The organism is Mycolicibacterium bacteremicum (assembly GCF_002086115.1).
Taxonomy (GTDB): Bacteria; Actinomycetota; Actinomycetes; order Mycobacteriales; family Mycobacteriaceae; genus Mycobacterium; species Mycobacterium bacteremicum.
Genome location: NZ_MVHJ01000006.1, coordinates 188,896 through 204,742, shown reverse-complemented (window position 1 = coordinate 204,742; position 15,847 = coordinate 188,896). Strand labels below are relative to the sequence as shown.

At 69.8% G+C, this 15,847-nt stretch carries 16 protein-coding genes; 9 read left to right on the top strand and 7 right to left on the bottom strand.

Annotation, left to right across the window (positions count from 1 at the left end):
• The first annotated feature begins 18 nt into the window (after nucleotides 1-18).
• Nucleotides 19-1,179, top strand: coding sequence for an acyl-CoA dehydrogenase (locus BST17_RS09615; RefSeq protein WP_083057416.1), 1,161 nt, complete (start codon nucleotides 19-21; stop codon nucleotides 1,177-1,179).
• A gap of 97 nt (nucleotides 1,180-1,276) precedes the next feature.
• Here the strand turns inward: BST17_RS09615 and BST17_RS09610 are convergent, their stop codons facing one another.
• The 3 genes from BST17_RS09610 to BST17_RS09600 form a co-directional block, all read right to left on the bottom strand.
• Nucleotides 1,277-2,062, bottom strand: coding sequence for a class I SAM-dependent methyltransferase (locus tag BST17_RS09610; RefSeq protein WP_083057415.1), 786 nt, complete (start codon nucleotides 2,060-2,062; stop codon nucleotides 1,277-1,279).
• 83 nt (nucleotides 2,063-2,145) lie between these two features.
• A complete protein-coding gene (locus BST17_RS09605; protein WP_109750074.1) occupies nucleotides 2,146-2,859 on the bottom strand; it encodes a TIGR03089 family protein in 714 nt (237 codons plus the stop codon).
• A gap of 10 nt (nucleotides 2,860-2,869) precedes the next feature.
• The gene (locus BST17_RS09600; RefSeq protein ID WP_083057412.1) at nucleotides 2,870-4,369 is read right to left on the bottom strand and encodes an LCP family protein; all 1,500 of its coding nucleotides are present in this window, start codon (nucleotides 4,367-4,369) and stop codon (nucleotides 2,870-2,872) included.
• Nucleotides 4,370-4,585: 216 nt separating this feature from the next.
• Between BST17_RS09600 and BST17_RS09595 the strand changes: the two genes are divergently transcribed.
• Genes BST17_RS09595 through manB form a run of 4 tightly spaced genes read left to right on the top strand, consistent with a single transcriptional unit; the run spans nucleotide 4,586 to nucleotide 8,501 of the window.
• The gene (locus BST17_RS09595; RefSeq protein ID WP_234807605.1) at nucleotides 4,586-5,638 is read left to right on the top strand and encodes a cellulase family glycosylhydrolase; all 1,053 of its coding nucleotides are present in this window, start codon (nucleotides 4,586-4,588) and stop codon (nucleotides 5,636-5,638) included.
• 5 nt (nucleotides 5,639-5,643) lie between these two features.
• Nucleotides 5,644-6,498, top strand: a complete 855-nt coding sequence (gene rfbD, locus BST17_RS09590) for a dTDP-4-dehydrorhamnose reductase (protein ID WP_083057410.1) — start codon at nucleotides 5,644-5,646, stop codon at nucleotides 6,496-6,498.
• Nucleotides 6,499-6,542: 44 nt separating this feature from the next.
• On the top strand, nucleotides 6,543-7,418 hold the full coding sequence (locus tag BST17_RS09585; protein ID WP_083057408.1) for a glycosyltransferase family 2 protein: 876 nt from the start codon (nucleotides 6,543-6,545) through the stop codon (nucleotides 7,416-7,418).
• Between the two features lie 3 nt (nucleotides 7,419-7,421).
• The gene (gene manB, locus BST17_RS09580) at nucleotides 7,422-8,501 is read left to right on the top strand and encodes a mannose-1-phosphate guanylyltransferase ManB (protein ID WP_083057407.1); all 1,080 of its coding nucleotides are present in this window, start codon (nucleotides 7,422-7,424) and stop codon (nucleotides 8,499-8,501) included.
• Between the two features lie 39 nt (nucleotides 8,502-8,540).
• Here manB and BST17_RS09575 read toward each other — a convergent pair whose 3' ends face one another.
• Genes BST17_RS09575 through cofD form a run of 3 tightly spaced genes read right to left on the bottom strand, consistent with a single transcriptional unit; the run spans nucleotide 8,541 to nucleotide 11,463 of the window.
• Nucleotides 8,541-9,128 (bottom strand): NUDIX hydrolase, encoded by a 588-nt coding sequence (locus BST17_RS09575; protein WP_083057405.1) that lies wholly within the window; start codon nucleotides 9,126-9,128, stop codon nucleotides 8,541-8,543.
• Nucleotides 9,125-10,468: a coenzyme F420-0:L-glutamate ligase gene (locus BST17_RS09570; RefSeq protein ID WP_083057404.1), complete on the bottom strand. Its 1,344-nt coding sequence runs from the start codon at nucleotides 10,466-10,468 to the stop codon at nucleotides 9,125-9,127. Before BST17_RS09570 ends, BST17_RS09575 begins: the two co-directional genes overlap by 4 nt.
• Complete coding sequence (gene cofD, locus BST17_RS09565; RefSeq protein WP_083057402.1) at nucleotides 10,465-11,463, bottom strand: 2-phospho-L-lactate transferase; 999 nt, start codon at nucleotides 11,461-11,463, stop codon at nucleotides 10,465-10,467. Before cofD ends, BST17_RS09570 begins: the two co-directional genes overlap by 4 nt.
• 464 nt (nucleotides 11,464-11,927) lie before the next feature.
• On the opposite strand from cofD, the gene BST17_RS09560 reads away from it, so the two are divergent.
• Complete coding sequence (locus BST17_RS09560) at nucleotides 11,928-12,194, top strand: WhiB family transcriptional regulator (RefSeq protein WP_207573608.1); 267 nt, start codon at nucleotides 11,928-11,930, stop codon at nucleotides 12,192-12,194.
• Nucleotides 12,195-12,207: 13 nt separating this feature from the next.
• On the opposite strand, the gene BST17_RS09555 is transcribed toward BST17_RS09560, so the two are convergent.
• Complete coding sequence (locus tag BST17_RS09555; RefSeq protein WP_083057546.1) at nucleotides 12,208-12,630, bottom strand: metallopeptidase family protein; 423 nt, start codon at nucleotides 12,628-12,630, stop codon at nucleotides 12,208-12,210.
• Nucleotides 12,631-12,780: 150 nt separating this feature from the next.
• Here BST17_RS09555 and BST17_RS09550 point away from each other — a divergent pair, with 150 nt between their 5' ends.
• From BST17_RS09550 to BST17_RS09540, 3 genes are all read left to right on the top strand, one after another.
• On the top strand, nucleotides 12,781-13,206 hold the full coding sequence (locus tag BST17_RS09550; RefSeq protein ID WP_083057399.1) for a DUF3499 domain-containing protein: 426 nt from the start codon (nucleotides 12,781-12,783) through the stop codon (nucleotides 13,204-13,206).
• 155 nt (nucleotides 13,207-13,361) lie between these two features.
• Nucleotides 13,362-14,780, top strand: coding sequence for a phosphomannomutase/phosphoglucomutase (locus BST17_RS09545; RefSeq protein WP_083057397.1), 1,419 nt, complete (start codon nucleotides 13,362-13,364; stop codon nucleotides 14,778-14,780).
• Nucleotides 14,777-15,847 (top strand): TobH protein, encoded by a 1,071-nt coding sequence (locus BST17_RS09540; RefSeq protein WP_083057396.1) that lies wholly within the window; start codon nucleotides 14,777-14,779, stop codon nucleotides 15,845-15,847. Before BST17_RS09545 ends, BST17_RS09540 begins: the two co-directional genes overlap by 4 nt.

Here is a 15,847-nt window from a genome sequence, read left to right as displayed (position 1 = left end):
AGTAGCGAGGAGATCCCGATGGTTGCCAACCCGTCCTTTGACCTGTTCCAGCTGTCCGACGAGCACAACGAACTGCGCACCGTGCTGCGTGATCTGTGTGAGAAGGAGATCGCGCCGCATGCCGCGGATGTCGACGCCAAGGCGCGCTACACCGACGAGGCGCTGGCCGCGCTGGACGGCTCCGGCTTCTCGGCGGTGTTCATCCCGGAGGAGTACGGCGGCCAGGGTGCCGACGCGGTCGCCGCGTGCATCGTCATCGAGGAGGTCGCGCGGGTGTGCGCGTCGTCCTCGCTGATCCCGATCTGCAACAAGCTGGGCACCACCGGCCTGCTGATGCGCGGCTCCGAGGAACTCAAGGCCAAGGTGCTGCCCTCGATCGCCGCGGGCGAGGCCACCGCCTCCTATGCGCTGAGTGAGCGCGAGGCCGGCAGCGATGCCGGTGCGATGCGCACCAAGGCCGTCGCCGACGGTGACGACTGGATCCTCAACGGCACCAAGTGCTGGATCTCCAACGGCGGCAAGTCCACCTGGTACACCGTGATGGCCGTGACCGACCCCGACAAGGGTGCCAACGGCATCTCGGCGTTCATCGTGCACAAGGACGACGAGGGGTTCAGCGCCGGGCCCAAGGAGCACAAGATGGGCATCAAGGGATCGCCCACCACCGAGCTGTACTTCGAGAACTGCCGCATCCCGGGGGACCGCATCATCGGCGAGCCGGGCACCGGCTTCAAGACCGCGCTGGCCACCCTGGACCACACCCGCCCGACCATCGGGGCCCAGGCCGTCGGCATCGCCCAGGGCGCGCTGGACGCCTCGATCGCTTACACCAAGGAGCGCAAGCAGTTCGGCAAGTCGATCGCCGACTTCCAGAACACCCAGTTCATGCTGGCCGACATGGCGATGAAGATCGAGGCCGCCCGGCTGATGGTCTATACCGCCGCCGCCCGTGCCGAGCGGGGCGAGCCCAACCTGCAGTTCCTGGCCTCGGCGTCGAAGTGCTTCGCCTCCGATGTCGCGATGGAGGTCACCACCAACGCCGTGCAGCTGTTCGGCGGTTACGGCTACACCGTCGACTTCCCGGTCGAGCGGTTCATGCGCGATGCCAAGATCACCCAGATCTACGAGGGCACCAACCAGATCCAGCGCGTCGTGATGAGCCGTCAGCTGCTGAAGTAGCGTTCTACCGCGAGCAGACACAAAACTGCCCACTCTCGCGAGAGAGTGGGCAGTTTTGTTGGGGGCACCTCCCGCTTGCGGGGGACTGCTCGCCGGACTATTTGATGAGCTCGGTCACCTTGCGGTAGGTGCTGCGCAGCGCATCGCTGCGCCGGGCGATGTGGGCCGGATGCTTGGGCACCGGCACCAGGATGCTCACGGTGTGGCCGACGAAGCTGGACTCGAAGATCGCCGTCATGGTCTTGCCGGCGTAAGCGGCGTCCAGGGTGCGCCGGTAGCGGTCGGCGTGCTCGGGCTGGGTGAACAGCACCTTGTTGTAGCCGATGTAGAACGGCACCAGGGCGCCGCCCTGCTCCAGATAGTGCACGGTGCCGACGCAGACGCCCGGCCACTGCTGGTTGAACACATCGTCGGCGATCACCACACCGCCGTCGACAAGGCTCTTCTCGGCCAGCCGCATATCGCTGAGCACGATCTCCTGGGTGTGTCCGCCGTCGACGGAGAACAGGCGGACGGCCGACATCTCGGCGATGTCACCGGGCATGATCTGGGTGGAGTCGCCCTGGTGGATGACCAGCCCGTCGCGGTCGGTCCACCTGTCCAGGTGGCTGAGGAACCGGTCGCGGTCACCCTGCCCGGACTTGTCGATGTTTGCTTCCTGGTCCTCGAAGAGGTCGATCGCAACGGACGCCTCGCCGGGTTGCTGGAGCAGTTTCATCGCGATGAACAATTGGCCGTGGTGCACGCCGATCTCGGCGATCGGGCCGTTGACGCCAGTCGCGCGCTGGATGTCGTCGACGGCGTGCAGCAACCCGATGGCGGAGGACTCCGTATAGCCCTGCACACGTCGATGCCCCAGATGCCGATATGCAGCGAACTTCATGTACTCACTGCGGGAGCAAAAGGCCCACTGCGAGCCGAATATTGACGCTTAGGGTATTTGATCTTGGCCTTAACCGGAACACCTCAGCCCCGGGTGACCTTCTCCATCTCTCTGCGTCGCGGCAGCCGCTCGGCGTCCGGATTGCTCACTTGGACCAGTGAGGCCCCCGCGGCGAGCACCGCGAGCAGGTGCGCCTCGAGGTCGGCGGGGGTGGTCCAGGCCGCCGCGGACAGCACGCGATCGGAGCCGGTGAGTCCCTGCGCCTCGGCCGAGGCGTGCGCCGCGGCCAGCACCTCGCCGGCGCTGCGGCCGGCCAGCGCCGGCCCGGGTGCGCGCTCGGGGACGATCTGGTCGCCGTGCACCCGCACCGAGGTCGCGTAATCGGTGACCCCGATCGGCAGATCCGGTACCGGTTTGCCGAACGGGTCCAGCGACAGCGCCACCACCTCACCCATGCCGACGGCCGCGTCGGCCTCCTCGAGCCGATCGGCCGTGCACAGCGCCACCTCGGCGTCGGCACCGGCGGACCCGCCGAGCACCACCTCCGCGCCGATCCACCAGATGCCCAGCAGCACCGCCGCGGTCTGCCAATGTGCGGGCAGCAACACCGCGACCCGGCTCCCGGGTCCGGCGCCGAGCTCATCGCGTAACAGGTTGGCCGTCTTGGCCGCCCAGTTGGCCAGCGTCACGGTCGACAGCTCGATGCGTTCCCCGGTGGCGTCGTCGTAGTAGGTGATCCGCGGGCCGACCGGATCGCGCTGCAGCAGCGGGTCCAGCAGCGCGCCGCTGACCGTCACGGCCGCCACGTCAGTTCACGCACTGCGGATCGTCGGAGCCGGCGGTGATGATCGGCGACGGCGGCGGGGGAGCGGTCTCGGTCGAGGAGACCAGGCCGTCGCCCTGATAGCCCTCGTACCAATCGCTGGAGGCCGGATCCGCCGACGGTGTGGTGCCCTCCAGGCCCGATCCCGGTCCGGAGTAGTCGTCGGAGAGCACCACCTGCACGGTGCCCGGTGCCATCGACGGGTCCTCGACGACCGTCAGGTTGCCCAGCTGCTTGGACACCGCCTGTGCGCCGAGGTCATCGACGCTCGGCGCGCGGACCATGCTGTTGGCCACCCGTTCGCCGTCGTGATTGCCGACCGCGCCCGCGGTGAACCCGCCGCCGGTCAGCACCTCGGAGACGGCCGCGGCCAATCCGTTGATGTCGGTGTCGTTGACGACGTCCACGGTGGTCTTGTCCGGGGAGTACGCCACCTTCTCGGTGTTGCCCTCGGCCTGCTCGTTGAGTAGGCCCTCGACCCATTCCTTGACCTGGTCCTGGTCGATGCGCACCACCGATTGCATGCCGTCGTCGCTCCAGCCGTCCTCCCGCAGGATCGGGATGGTGGCGAACGCCACCGAGCCGGCCGCGATCTCCTGCAGCTGGGAGATGAAATCCATGATGTTCCAGCCGTCGGAGAGCACCACCGACCGCTGCACGGCCGTCTGCAGCCGGTTCAACGTCGCCGGGCTGGACAGCGTCTTGCCCGAGATCACCTCGTGGGCCAGCGACGCCATCACCGACTGCTGGCGGGTCACCCGGTCCAGATCGCCGCGTGGCAGGTCGTGGCGTTGCCGCACGAAGCTCAATGCCCGCGGGCCGTCCAGCTTCTGCCAGCCCGCGGGGAAGTCGGCACCCGAAAGAGGTTCGTAGACAGGGTTTTTCAGGCACACGTTGACACCGCCGAGGGCGTCGGTGATCAGACTGAAGCCGAGCAGCCCGATCTCGGCGTAGTGGTCGACGGTGACCCCGGTGAGGTGGGCGACGGTCTTGATCAGCGCCTCCCGGCCGGCCTCGATACCTTCCTTCTCACCCTCGACCGGGTCCATCCCCTGGACCTCGATCAGGTCCTTCATGGTCGCGAGCTTGGCGTCGCCGTAGACCCCGTTGATCTTCATCTTGCCCTCGTCGTCGGGCAGCTCGACATAGGTGTCGCGGGGGATGGAGATGGCGGTGGCCGACTTCCCGTTGTTGGGGATGCGGACCAGGATGATGGTGTCGGTGTTGGTGGCCACGTCGTCGCCGACCCGCAGCTCGGCCAACTCCTCGGGCGAGAGCGGGTTTCCGTGCGCGTCGGTGCGGCTGTCGACGCCGACCAGCAGGATGTCGATGGCCCCGTCCTCGCCGCCGCCGCCCAGTGCCGCCGAGTTGACGTGGTGGATACCGTCCTCGAACGAGCGGACCGTGCTCCAGGCCACGCCGGTGGACGCCACGACCGCGACCGCGGCGATGACGCCGACCGTCCTGGTCAGCCGAATCTGCATCAGCCCAGGCTACTGTCCGGCCCTGCGATGTCCGCCCAAGCGCGTCGGCGTGCCAACCGGTCGCTGCCGCATCCCGTCGCCGCGGTGACCGGTAACGGCAACGGTTGAGCGAACGACACAGTGCACGACGGACGCGTCCGGCATCCGCTCGTGAACCCCGGTCTGCGCAGGGAGTTCGCTCGATACGTGCAGGAAAGGTCCGGTAAATTGTCGGTCATGCGGAAAACTCTGGGCAGGAAGCTGGGCCGCGCCGCGGTGCTGGTTGCGTTGGTCACGTCGATGGTGTCGGTGGCGCCCGCGCCGGCGTACGCGGTCACCGCGCCCGCCGACGGCTACGGGTTCGCCCAGGGCTACACCTGGGCCACCGGAAACCCGGGTGATTCGGCCCGCGAGATCGCCGCGGTCGCCAAGACCGGCGCCTCCTGGGTGCGGCTGCCCCTGGACTGGGGCATCGTCGGGGTCGGGCCGGGCGAATACAACTGGGGCTACTTCGACAGCCTGGTCAACGCCGCGAGCAGCAACGGCCTGCGCATCCTCGGGCTGATCTCCAACACCCCGTTCTGGGCGCGGACCGAGGGCGCGCAGTTGCTGTTCCCGTCCTCGCCGCCCAAGAACTACGCCGACTTCGGCGCCTTCGCCGCCGCCGCGGCCAGCCGCTACGCCGGACGCATCAACGCCTGGGAGGTCTGGAACGAGCCGAACCTTCCGCTGTTCATGGGCTTCGCCGACAACAAGGCCGTCCGCTACACCGACATGCTCAAGGCCGCCTACCCGGCCATCAAGGGCGCCAACCCCGGCGCCACCGTCGTCGCGGCCGGACTCAGCCCGCTGAACGGGCCGGACTCGCCCCCGGGATTCCTGCAGCAGATGTATGCCGCGGGCGCCAAGGGCTCCTTCGACGCGGCCGCCGCGCATCCCTATGTGTTCCCCGGTGGCCTGGCCGCCGACAGCAACAACGGCTGGTCCGATGTGCTGCGCATGCATGACGTGATGGCCGCCAACGGCGACGGCGGCAAGAAGATCTGGCTGACCGAGATGGGCGCCTCCACCAGCGACATCCCCGGCGACGGGGTGAGCCAGCAGGAGCAGGCCAAGCAGATCGTCGACGTGCTCGGCGCCGCGGCCGCCGTCGGCTGGGCCGGGCCGGCGTTCATCCACGCCGTGCGCGACCTGGACACCTCCAACCGCAACGACCGTGAAGCCAACTACGGCGCGCTGCTCACCAGCGACTGGAAGCCGAAGGTCGCCGCCGGGGTGCTCGCCGGCTAGCGGTCGTGCCCGCCCGCATCGTCATCACCGGAGCGGGCGGACAGGTCGGACGCTTCCTGGCCGGTGTGCTCACCGACCGGGGGCGCGATCTGCTCGCCCTGACCTCCGCGCAGTGGGACATCACCGACCCGGCCGCCGGTCGCGGCCTGCTCGGCGCCGGCGACATCGTCGTCAACTGCGCGGCGCTGACGGCCGTCGATGTCGCCGAGGCCGACGAACCGCGTGCGTTCGCGGTCAACGCCACCGGTGCCGGCAACGTCGCGCACCTCTGCGCGGCCGCCGGGGCCCGGTTGATCCACATCTCCACCGACTATGTGTTCAGCGGCCGGTTCACCGGACCGCCGCGACCGTATGAGGTCGACGACCCGGTCGGTCCGCTGAGCGTCTACGGCGCCAGCAAGCTGGACGGGGAGCGTGCCGTGCATGCCGCCCTGCCGAGCGCTCAGGTGGTGCGCACCGCGTGGGTCTACACCGGGACCGGTGCCGATTTCGTGGGCACCATGCGCAGGCTGGCCGCCGAGCGCGACACCGTCGACGTCGTCGCCGACCAGACCGGATCCCCGACGTATGTGGCGGATCTGGTCGACGCCGTGCTGACGCTGGCCGACGACCCGGCACCGCAACCGGTGTGGCACGTGGCCAACAGCGGTCCCGCCAGCCGCTACGAACTGGCCCGGGCCGTGTTCGCCGGGATCGGCGCCGACCCCCAGCGGGTCCGGCCGGTGAGCACCGCCGAGCATCCCCGCCCCGCCCCGCGACCGGTGTATTCGGCGCTGTCCACGGCCGGCTATGACGCTGCCCACACCCCGATGCGGTCTTGGCAGGACGGCCTGGCCGCCGCCTTGACGGCGCTGCGATAGAGACGGTTATCTACGGTGCGTGCGCGACGAACTGGCTGGGCAGAGTGACTGACGAACTCACGGTTGTGACGGTGACCTACTCGCCGGGTCCGCATCTGGATCGCTTCCTCGCCTCGCTCGCCCATGCCACCGACCGTCCGGTGACGGTCATCATGGCCGACAACGGCTCGACCGACGGCGCGCCGGAGGCGGCCGAGCAGCGCTACCCGAACGCCACCCTGCTGCGGACCGGGGGCAACCTCGGCTACGGCACCGCCGTCAACCGGGCCGTCGAGTCCCACGTGGGCGAGGGCGAATGGTTCATCATCGCCAATCCCGATGTGGTCTGGGGACCCGGCAGCATCGACGAACTGCTCGCCGCGGCGCAGCGCAGCCCGGAGGCCGGCGCACTCGGCCCGCTGATCCGCGATCCCGACGGCACCGTGTATCCCTCGGCGCGCCACCAGCCCAGCCTGATCCGCGGCGGGATGCACGCCGTCGTCGGTCCGGTGTGGAAGTCCAACCCGTGGACGGCCGCCTACCGGCAGGAGCGCCTCGCCCCCAGTGAGCGCGTCGTCGGCTGGCTCTCCGGCGCCTGCCTGCTGATGCGCCGCGAGGCGTTCGCTCGGATCGGCGGCTTCGACGAGCGCTACTTCATGTACATGGAGGACGTCGACCTCGGCGACCGGCTGGCCCGGGCCGGGTTCACCAACGTCTACGTGCCCACTGCCGAGATCCTGCACGCAAAGGGACATTCGACCGGCCGCGATCCGGCGCGGAACCTGGCGGCGCACCACCGCAGCACCTACACTTTTCTGGCTGACCGACATCCGCGCTGGTGGCAGGCGCCGCTGCGCTGGACCATCCGCGGTGCGCTGGCCACCCGTGCCGGTCTGGTGGTCCGGAACTCCCGACGTAGGCAGGCGAAAGGACGGCACTGAGCAATGGTGAATCCCGCAGAGGTCGATGCCGTCATCCTGGTCGGCGGCCAGGGCACCCGGTTGCGTCCGCTGACGCTGTCGGCGCCCAAACCGATGCTGCCGACCGCCGGTCTGCCGTTCCTGGCGCATTTGCTGTCCCGGATCGCCGCCGCCGGCCTCCGGCACGTGGTGCTAGGCACCTCGTACAAGGCCGAGGTGTTCGAGGCGACCTTCGGTGACGGGTCCAAGCTCGGCCTGGAGATCGAGTATGTGGTCGAGGAGGAGGCGCTGGGCACCGGTGGCGGTATCGCCAACGTGGCGGGCAAGCTGCGTCACGACACCGTGCTGGTCTTCAACGGCGACGTCCTCTCCGGTGCCGACCTGGGCGCCCTGCTGAACTGCCATGCCGAGCACAACGCCGATGTCACCCTGCACCTGGTGCGGGTCAGCGATCCGCGCGCCTTCGGCTGCGTGCCCACCGACGAGAACCAGCGGGTGACCGCATTCCTGGAGAAGACCCAGGATCCGCCGACCGACCAGATCAACGCCGGCTGCTACGTGTTCCGGCGCGAGGTCATCGACGAGATCCCCAAGGGCCGCGCGCTGTCGGTCGAGCGCGAGGTGTTCCCGACGCTGCTGGCCGAGGACCGCAAGGTGTGCGGCTACGTCGACGCCAGCTACTGGCGCGACATGGGCACGCCGGACGACTTCGTGCGCGGTTCGGCGGACCTGGTGCGCGGCATCGCGCCGTCGCCGGCGCTGAACCATCAGCGCGGCGAGTTCCTGATCCACGACGGGGCGGCGGTCTCGCCCGGTGCGCTGCTGTTGGGTGGCACGGTGGTCGGCCGCGGCGCCGAGATCGGCGCCGGGGCGCGGCTGGACGGAGCGGTGATCTTCGACGGTGTGCGGGTCGAGGCCGGCGCGGTGATCGAGCGTTCCATCATCGGGTTCGGCGCCCGCATCGGCCCGCGTGCGCTGATCCGCGACGGGGTGATCGGTGACGGTGCCGATATCGGTGCCCGCTGCGAGCTGTTGCGCGGGGCGCGGGTGTGGCCGGGCATCACCATCCCCGACGGCGGGATCCGGTACTCCACCGACGTCTGACGCGGCGTCGCCGCACCGTCTGACCGAGTGTCGCCTACACTACGGTTTCTGCTGTGATTCCTCGGATTTGGCACCAGAACCCGTCGTCTCGGCGACCCGGCGTTGCGCGGCCCGGGCCAGCGCGTCCAGCGACGGGTCGCCCGGCGGCATCGCCGTCAGCGGCCACCAGCGCAGGTCCAGTGACTCCGCGCTGCGGGTGATCTCGGCCCCGGCCGGCGCGTGCACCACGAACTGCAGATCGAGATGGCGGGTCGGCGTCCCCAGCGAGCAGGTCAGCGGATGTACGTGTATGGCAACGAGTTCGTGGTCGATGCGCAGTCCGCTGATCCCGGATTCCTCATCGGCCTCGCGCCGGGCGGCGGCCAGGATGTCGGGATCGGTCGGCTCGCAATGACCGCCGAGTTGCAGCCAGCGCCCGACGCGTGGGTGCAGGGTCAGCAGCGCGTGGGTGCCGGTGTGGTCGAGCACCAGTGCCGAGGCGGTGATGTGGCCGGGCTCGCAGGACCGCCGGCAGGCATCGGGTCGGGCCAGGACGAAGGCCAGCACCGCGTGGCGTAGCGCGTCCTGTCCGGGATCGGTGGTCTGCCACCGGGTCAGCAGGTCGACCACCGAGGTGTGCAGGGTCATCGGTGGTGTAGCAGCCCGTCGACCGGCACCGGCGCGCGGACATCCTGCGGTTGGTCGGGATAACCGATCGCGATGGCTCCCAACGGTTCCCAGTCGGCGGCCAGGTCGAGCTCGGCGCGCACGATATCGGGGGCGAAGATGGTCGAGCCCACCCAGCAGCTGCCGACCTCGCGCACCGCCAGGGCCACCAGCAGCGCCTGCACGGCCGCGCCGGCGGCGACGGTGAACATGGTGTGCTCGGCCGCGGTGCGTGCCGGATCCGGGTAGTCGTGTGCGCCGTCGGGCACCATGAACGGGATGACGAGTTCGGGTGCGTCGTAGAGCAGTCTGCCGCGTTCGGTACGCCGCGCGGCGGCCTCGGGGGAGCGGCCGTCGCCGATCAAGTCCTGCTCCCAGCGCTGCCGCATCGCGTCCAGCAGCCGGGTCCGGGTGTCGCCGTCGCGCACCCATACGAACCGCACCGGCCGGGTGTGGTGCGGTGCCGGTGCAGTGAGCGCCTCGGCCACCGCGTCGGTGATCAGTTCCCCCGGCACCGGGTCGGCGCCGAACCGGCGCACCGATCGGCGCAGCAGCTGTGCCTGGCGGCGGCCCATCTCGATCGCCTCGGCGGTGCCGAGCCAGAACAGATCGTCCTCGCCGCCGCGCACCAGCGTGCGCCCGTTGGAGCCGTCGTCGTGCAGGGTCAGCCCGCGCACCACCGCCACCGGGATGCCGGTGAGCTTGCCCTTGACCAGATCGGCCGCGGCGGCGAGCTCGTCGGCCACCGCGATCTCGGTCACCACCAGCTCGTTGCCGTGCACGTCCTGGGCGCCGGCATAGCCGTGCAGCACCCGCAGGCCGGCCGCGCCGATGGCGACATCGGTCTGCCCGTTGCGCCACGCGCGTCCCATCGTGTCGGTGATGACGATGCCCACCCGCACACCGAGTCGCTGGGCCAGCGCATCGCGTAGCGCCGCGGCGCTGCCGTCGGGATCGACCGGCAGTAGCGCCAGTTCGGCGGCGTCGACGTTGGAGCCGTCCACCCCGGCCGCCGCCTGGACCAACCCGATGGCGTTCTCGGTGATCAGCGTCTTGCCCTTGCGCGCCAAAACCCGGACGGCCTCGTCGTCGATCAGTTTGCGCCGCAGCAGGTCCCGCTGCTCCGGATCGGTGGGCGCGCTGACGATGCGCCCCTCGGCCTTGGACAACACCTTGCTGGTGATCACCACCACGTCGTCATCGCGCAACCAGTCGGCGGCCGCGGCGATGGCGGCGGCGACGTCGTCACCGGGCCGGAACTCGGGCAGGCCGGTGACCGGGATGATCTGGCACACCGCCGAACTGCCGTGCTCGGTGCTCACAGCGACAGTCCCGCCAGCTGCAGTCCGGCCCGCACCATCTCGGCGGTGACCGCCGGCTCGGACATCAGCAGCGGTGCCTGCGCGACGGTGACACCGTCGATCTGGGCGCTGTCGCCCTCGTCGATCAACCAGGCATCGAGGATGCCGACACCGCTGCGGGCGCCGTAGTGCCGGCCCACGGCCTCCGAGGAGGATTCGACGCCGATCACGGACAGGCATTCATCGGCCATGCCGCGCAACGGCTTTCCGGCGATGATCGGGGAGTAGCCGATGACCGGGGCCGCGGTGGACCGCAGGGCCGCCCGGATACCGCCGACGGTCAGGATGGAGCCGATGCTGACGACCGGGTTCGACGGTGCGATCAACACCACATCCGCCCCGCTGATCGCATCCGCCACACCCGGTGCGGCGGTGGCCTTGTCGGATCCTACGAACGCGAAACTGTGCGTCTCGATCTTTGCGCGATAGCGCACCCACCACTCCTGGAAGTGGATCGCCTTGCGTTCCCCGTCGGGATCGGTGACCACGACGTGGGTCTCGCTGCGGTCGTCGCTGGCCGGCAGCAACCGGGCGCCCGGCGACCAGCGCGCGCACAGGGCCTCGGTGACCTGGGACAGCGGATACCCCGCGCGCAGCATCTGGGTGCGCACCAGGTGGGTGGCCAGATCCCGGTCGCCCAGGCCGAACCAGTCCGGCTGCACGCCGTAGGCGGCCAGTTCGGACTTGGCGTTCCAGGTTTCGTCGCGGTGGCCCCAGCCCCGCTCGGGGTCGATACCGCCGCCCAGGGTGTACATGCAGGTGTCCAGGTCGGGGCAGATGCGGACGCCGAACATCCAGGCGTCGTCGCCGACGTTGACGACCGCGGTGAGTTCGTGTTCGCCTGTGCCGTCGGCACCTCCGGAGGGGTCGGCAAACTGGCCCAGCCCCAACAGATGCTGGACCCCGAGCAGGAACCGGGCGCCGCCCACGCCGCCGACCAGAACGGTGACCTTCACGCCCTCAGACCCTAGGCCCTGGCGCATCCTTCGTCGTCGCCGCCCGGGGTGTGGTGAACACGCCGGAGAACGGACACGCCGGATCTATGTCACGGGATGGTATGAAAACTGGCCATTCCGCTTGACCGGGACAGCTAACAAGTGTCTAATCACATCAGTGTCATTTCGTGGTTCGCCGCCGGTTTCGGTGGCGCAGACCGAGTTTCGATCAGACGTTCGAATGAGATGGCCGGACATCACAATAGTGATAGCTGGGGTAGTGCTGGTGGGGTTCGGATTTCATCATCCAGCATCGAGCCCCACCCGTGGGGAACATCAAGTAGGTGAGGAGGCGGAACATGTCTTTTGAGCAGGTCGATCTCGACCGCGTGCTCCGGTTCGACAACCGGATGCTCGGTTCAGTGGGCAGTGCACCGCACACCACTACCGGTCCGGAATCGAACGAAGTGATCGCACGCCCGCAGTTGAGTCTGGTGCCCGAGCGCACCGAACTCGGCGCGCCGTCCGACGACGACGATCAGTGGCAGGAGCGCGGCCTGTGCGCGCAAACCGACCCCGAGGCGTTCTTCCCCGAGAAGGGCGGCTCCACCCGCGAGGCCAAGCGCATCTGCCAGGGCTGCGAGGTGCGGGATCGCTGCCTGGAGTACGCGCTGGCCAATGACGAGCGCTTCGGCATCTGGGGCGGTCTGTCCGAGCGTGAACGCCGTCGCCTCAAGCGCGGCATCATCTGAGTCCGGACGCGCCTCAGGCGTCGTCGGACGGTGAGTCGATGACGTCCGGGTCCACACCCAGATAGGTGGCCACCTGGGCCACCAGCACCTCATGCAGTAACTCGGCGAGTTCGTCGGTGTCCTTGGCCCGGCGCTCGATCGGTTTGCGGAACAACACGATTCGCGCCCGCGTGGCATTACCGCGGACATCCACCCCGGCCGGGATCAGCCTGGCCAGCGCGATGGGACCGTCCGCGACGACCTCCGGCGGCCACTGCACGCTGTCGGGATCCTTGGGCGCGATGCGCGGAATCTCGTCGACCGCCACATCCAGCGTCGCCACGCGGCTGTGCCAGCGGCGCTCGATGGGCTCGTAGGCCTCCAGCACCGCCATGTCGAATCGCTCGCCCCGGCTGCGCCAGCCCGGAACCGTCGGCGGCAGCAGCGGTCCACGCATCCCGCGGCCGCGGCGTGATCCCCGATGGTTGCGCTGCGCCACGGGACAGATGGTAACGGTTGATAATCGACCGGTAACGGTTGGAGATCGACGATCCCGCACGCGCGTGTCCGGACCCCCCAGCGGTGCCCGCACGATAATCTTCGGGGCGTGAACGTTCCCCGTCGCTGCTGCAGGCCCGGGTGCCCGCACTACGCCGTGGCGACGCTGACCTTCGTCTACTCGGACTCGACGGCGGTCGTCGGGCCACTGGCCACTGTCTCCGAGCCGCATTCCTGGGACCTGTGCGTCGTGCATGCCGGGCGGATCACCGCCCCGCGCGGATGGGAGTTGGTGCGCCACGCCGGCCCGCTGCCCGCCCATCCCGACGAGGACGATCTGGTCGCCCTCGCCGATGCCGTCCGCGAGGGACGCGAGGGCCTGCCGTCCACGGTCAACGGTGTCACCGCCGGATTCTCCGACCCGACCACCGGCTTGCCGGGCGGGTCGCTGATGGCGCCACCGGTGCGCCGTCCCGAGCCCAACGGTCGCCGCCGTGGCCACCTGCGGGTGCTGCCGGATCCGCCGGCCGAATAATTCGCCGGGCGTGGGGGTATGACCGCGGTGGTCGGTGCGAACTGCGATGCCGTGCGATGTCATCACGGGACCTGCCGCGTCGGTGGTGACGAACTACTAGGCTTGCTCGCAGAGCAGTCCTGACAACCCCCGTCGAACAGAGAGCGAGGAGAGCCATGTCTCGGCCCGCTGAGGCTGTCCACGCTGTCATCAAGGCCTACGACGTGCGGGGCCTGGTCGGAGAGCAGATCGACGAGGACTTCGTCCGCGATGTCGGCGGGGCGTTCGCCCGCCTGGTCCGCGACGAGGGCAACGGACCGGTGGACACCGTGGTGATCGGGCACGATATGCGCGCCAGCTCGCCGGCTTTGTCGGATGCGTTCGCCGACGGCGTCATCGCGCAGGGGCTCGATGTCGTACGGATCGGCCTGGCCTCCACCGATCAGCTGTACTTCGCCTCCGGCCTGCTGGACTGCCCGGGCGCGATGTTCACCGCCAGCCACAACCCGGCCGCCTACAACGGCATCAAGCTGTGCCGCGCCGGCGCCAAGCCGGTCGGCAAGGACTCCGGGTTGACCGTCATCAGCGACGAGGTGATCAACGGCGTGCCGGCCCATGACGGTGCCGCCGGAACCATCACCGACCGCGATGTGCTCGCCGAGTACGGCGACTTCCTGCGGTCGCTGGTCGACCTCGCCGAGCTGCGCCCGCTGCGCGTCGCCGTCGACGCCGGTAACGGCATGGGCGGGCACACCACGCCGGCCGTGCTGGCGGCGATCCCCGGCATCACGGTGTTGCCGCTGTACTTCGAACTCGACGGGACGTTCCCCAATCACGAGGCCAACCCGCTGGACCCGGCGAACCTGGTCGATCTGCAACGGCACGTGCTCGACACCAAGGCCGATATCGGCCTGGCCTTCGACGGTGACGCCGACCGCTGCTTCGTGGTCGACGAGTTGGGTCGGCCGGTCTCGCCGTCGGCGGTGACCGCGCTGGTGGCCGGTCGCGAACTGGGCCGCGAGATCGGTGCGACGGTGATCCACAACCTGATCACCTCGCGGGCGGTGCCCGAGCTGATCACCGAGCGCGGTGGGACCGCGGTGCGGTCGCGCGTCGGCCACTCGTACATCAAGGCGCTGATGGCCGAGACCGGCGCCATCTTCGGCGGCGAACACTCCGCGCACTACTACTTCCGCGATTTCTGGGGTGCCGACTCCGGCATGCTGGCCGCGCTGCACGTGCTGGCCGCGCTTGGCGAGCAGCAACGCCCGCTGTCGGATCTGATGGCCGACTACCAGCGCTACGAGGCGTCCGGAGAGATCAACTTCACGGTCACCGATGCCCCCGCGACCGTCGACGCCGTGCTGACCACCTTCGGCAGTCGGGTCCAGTCCCTCGACCACCTCGACGGCGTCACCGTCGATCTGGGCGACGGCCGCTGGTTCAACCTGCGCACCTCCAACACCGAACCGCTGCTGCGACTCAATGTCGAGGCGCGGACGACAGAAGAGGTCGACGAGGTGGTCGACGAGGTGGCGAAGGTGATCGCCGCCCAGGCCGATGACGGCCGGCCGGCGAGCGAGCCGGCGCCATGACCGCCCGGGCCGCCACCATCGATCTCGACGATGTCGAGGGACTGCTGGCTGCCGACCGGGACGGATTGTTGCGGGCGGCCGCGATGGCCGGGGCGCAGGTGCGTGCCACGGCCGCCGCCGTCGATGAGGGCGCTCTCGACGCGGTGCGCGCCGACGGCCCACCGCGCACGCTGATCTGGGTGGCCGACTCCGGGCCGGCGCACGCGGCCGGGACACTGCTGACCGCCGCGCTCGGCGCGGCGACCGCGGTGCCGATCGTGGTGACCGCGGACGTCCCGCCGTGGACCGGGGCGCTGGACGTGGTCGTGGTGGCCGGTGCCGACGCCGGTGACCCGGTACTGGTCTCGGCGGCCGCGACCGGGGTGCGCCGGGGCGCGCGGGTGGTGGTCGTGGCGCCGCACGAGGGCCCGCTGCGCGAGGTGACCGCCGGCCGCGCCGCGGTGCTGGCGCCGCGGCTGCCGGTGCCCGACGAGTTCGGGTTGACCCGGTACCTGGCGGCGGGCGTGGCGATCCTGGCGGTCCTGGACCGCGGCTTGCGCGTCGACATCAACGCGCTGGCCGACGAGTTGGACGCCGAGGCGCTGCGCAACAGTGCCACCCGGGAGCTGTTCACCAATCCCGCCAAGACCCTGGCCGACCGGCTGACCGGGCGCGACGTCGTGCTGGCCGGTGACAGCGCGGCGACGCTGGCGCTGGCCCAGCACAGTGCGGCGGTGTTGCTGAGGGTGGCCCGCCAGGTGGTGGCCGCCGTCGGGCTGACCGACGCGCTGGGTGCGCTGAGTCAGTTCGGCGCGGCGCCGGTGGACTACGAGGCCGCGCTGTTCCACGACGAGGAACTCGACGGTCCGCTACCGTCGCGGGTCCGCACCGTCGTGCTGACCTCCGATGAGCAGCGGCCCGTCGTGGTCGCCCGCACCGAGGGGTTCGCCGACCTCGACGTGGTCAGCGCCGATGATGTCCCCGACATCGCGCCGACCCCGGGCCGTAGCCGCCCCGAGCAGCAGTTGGCGACGGTGGCGGTGCGGCTGGAGATGACGGCGGTGTACCTGCGACTGGTGCGAGGTTGA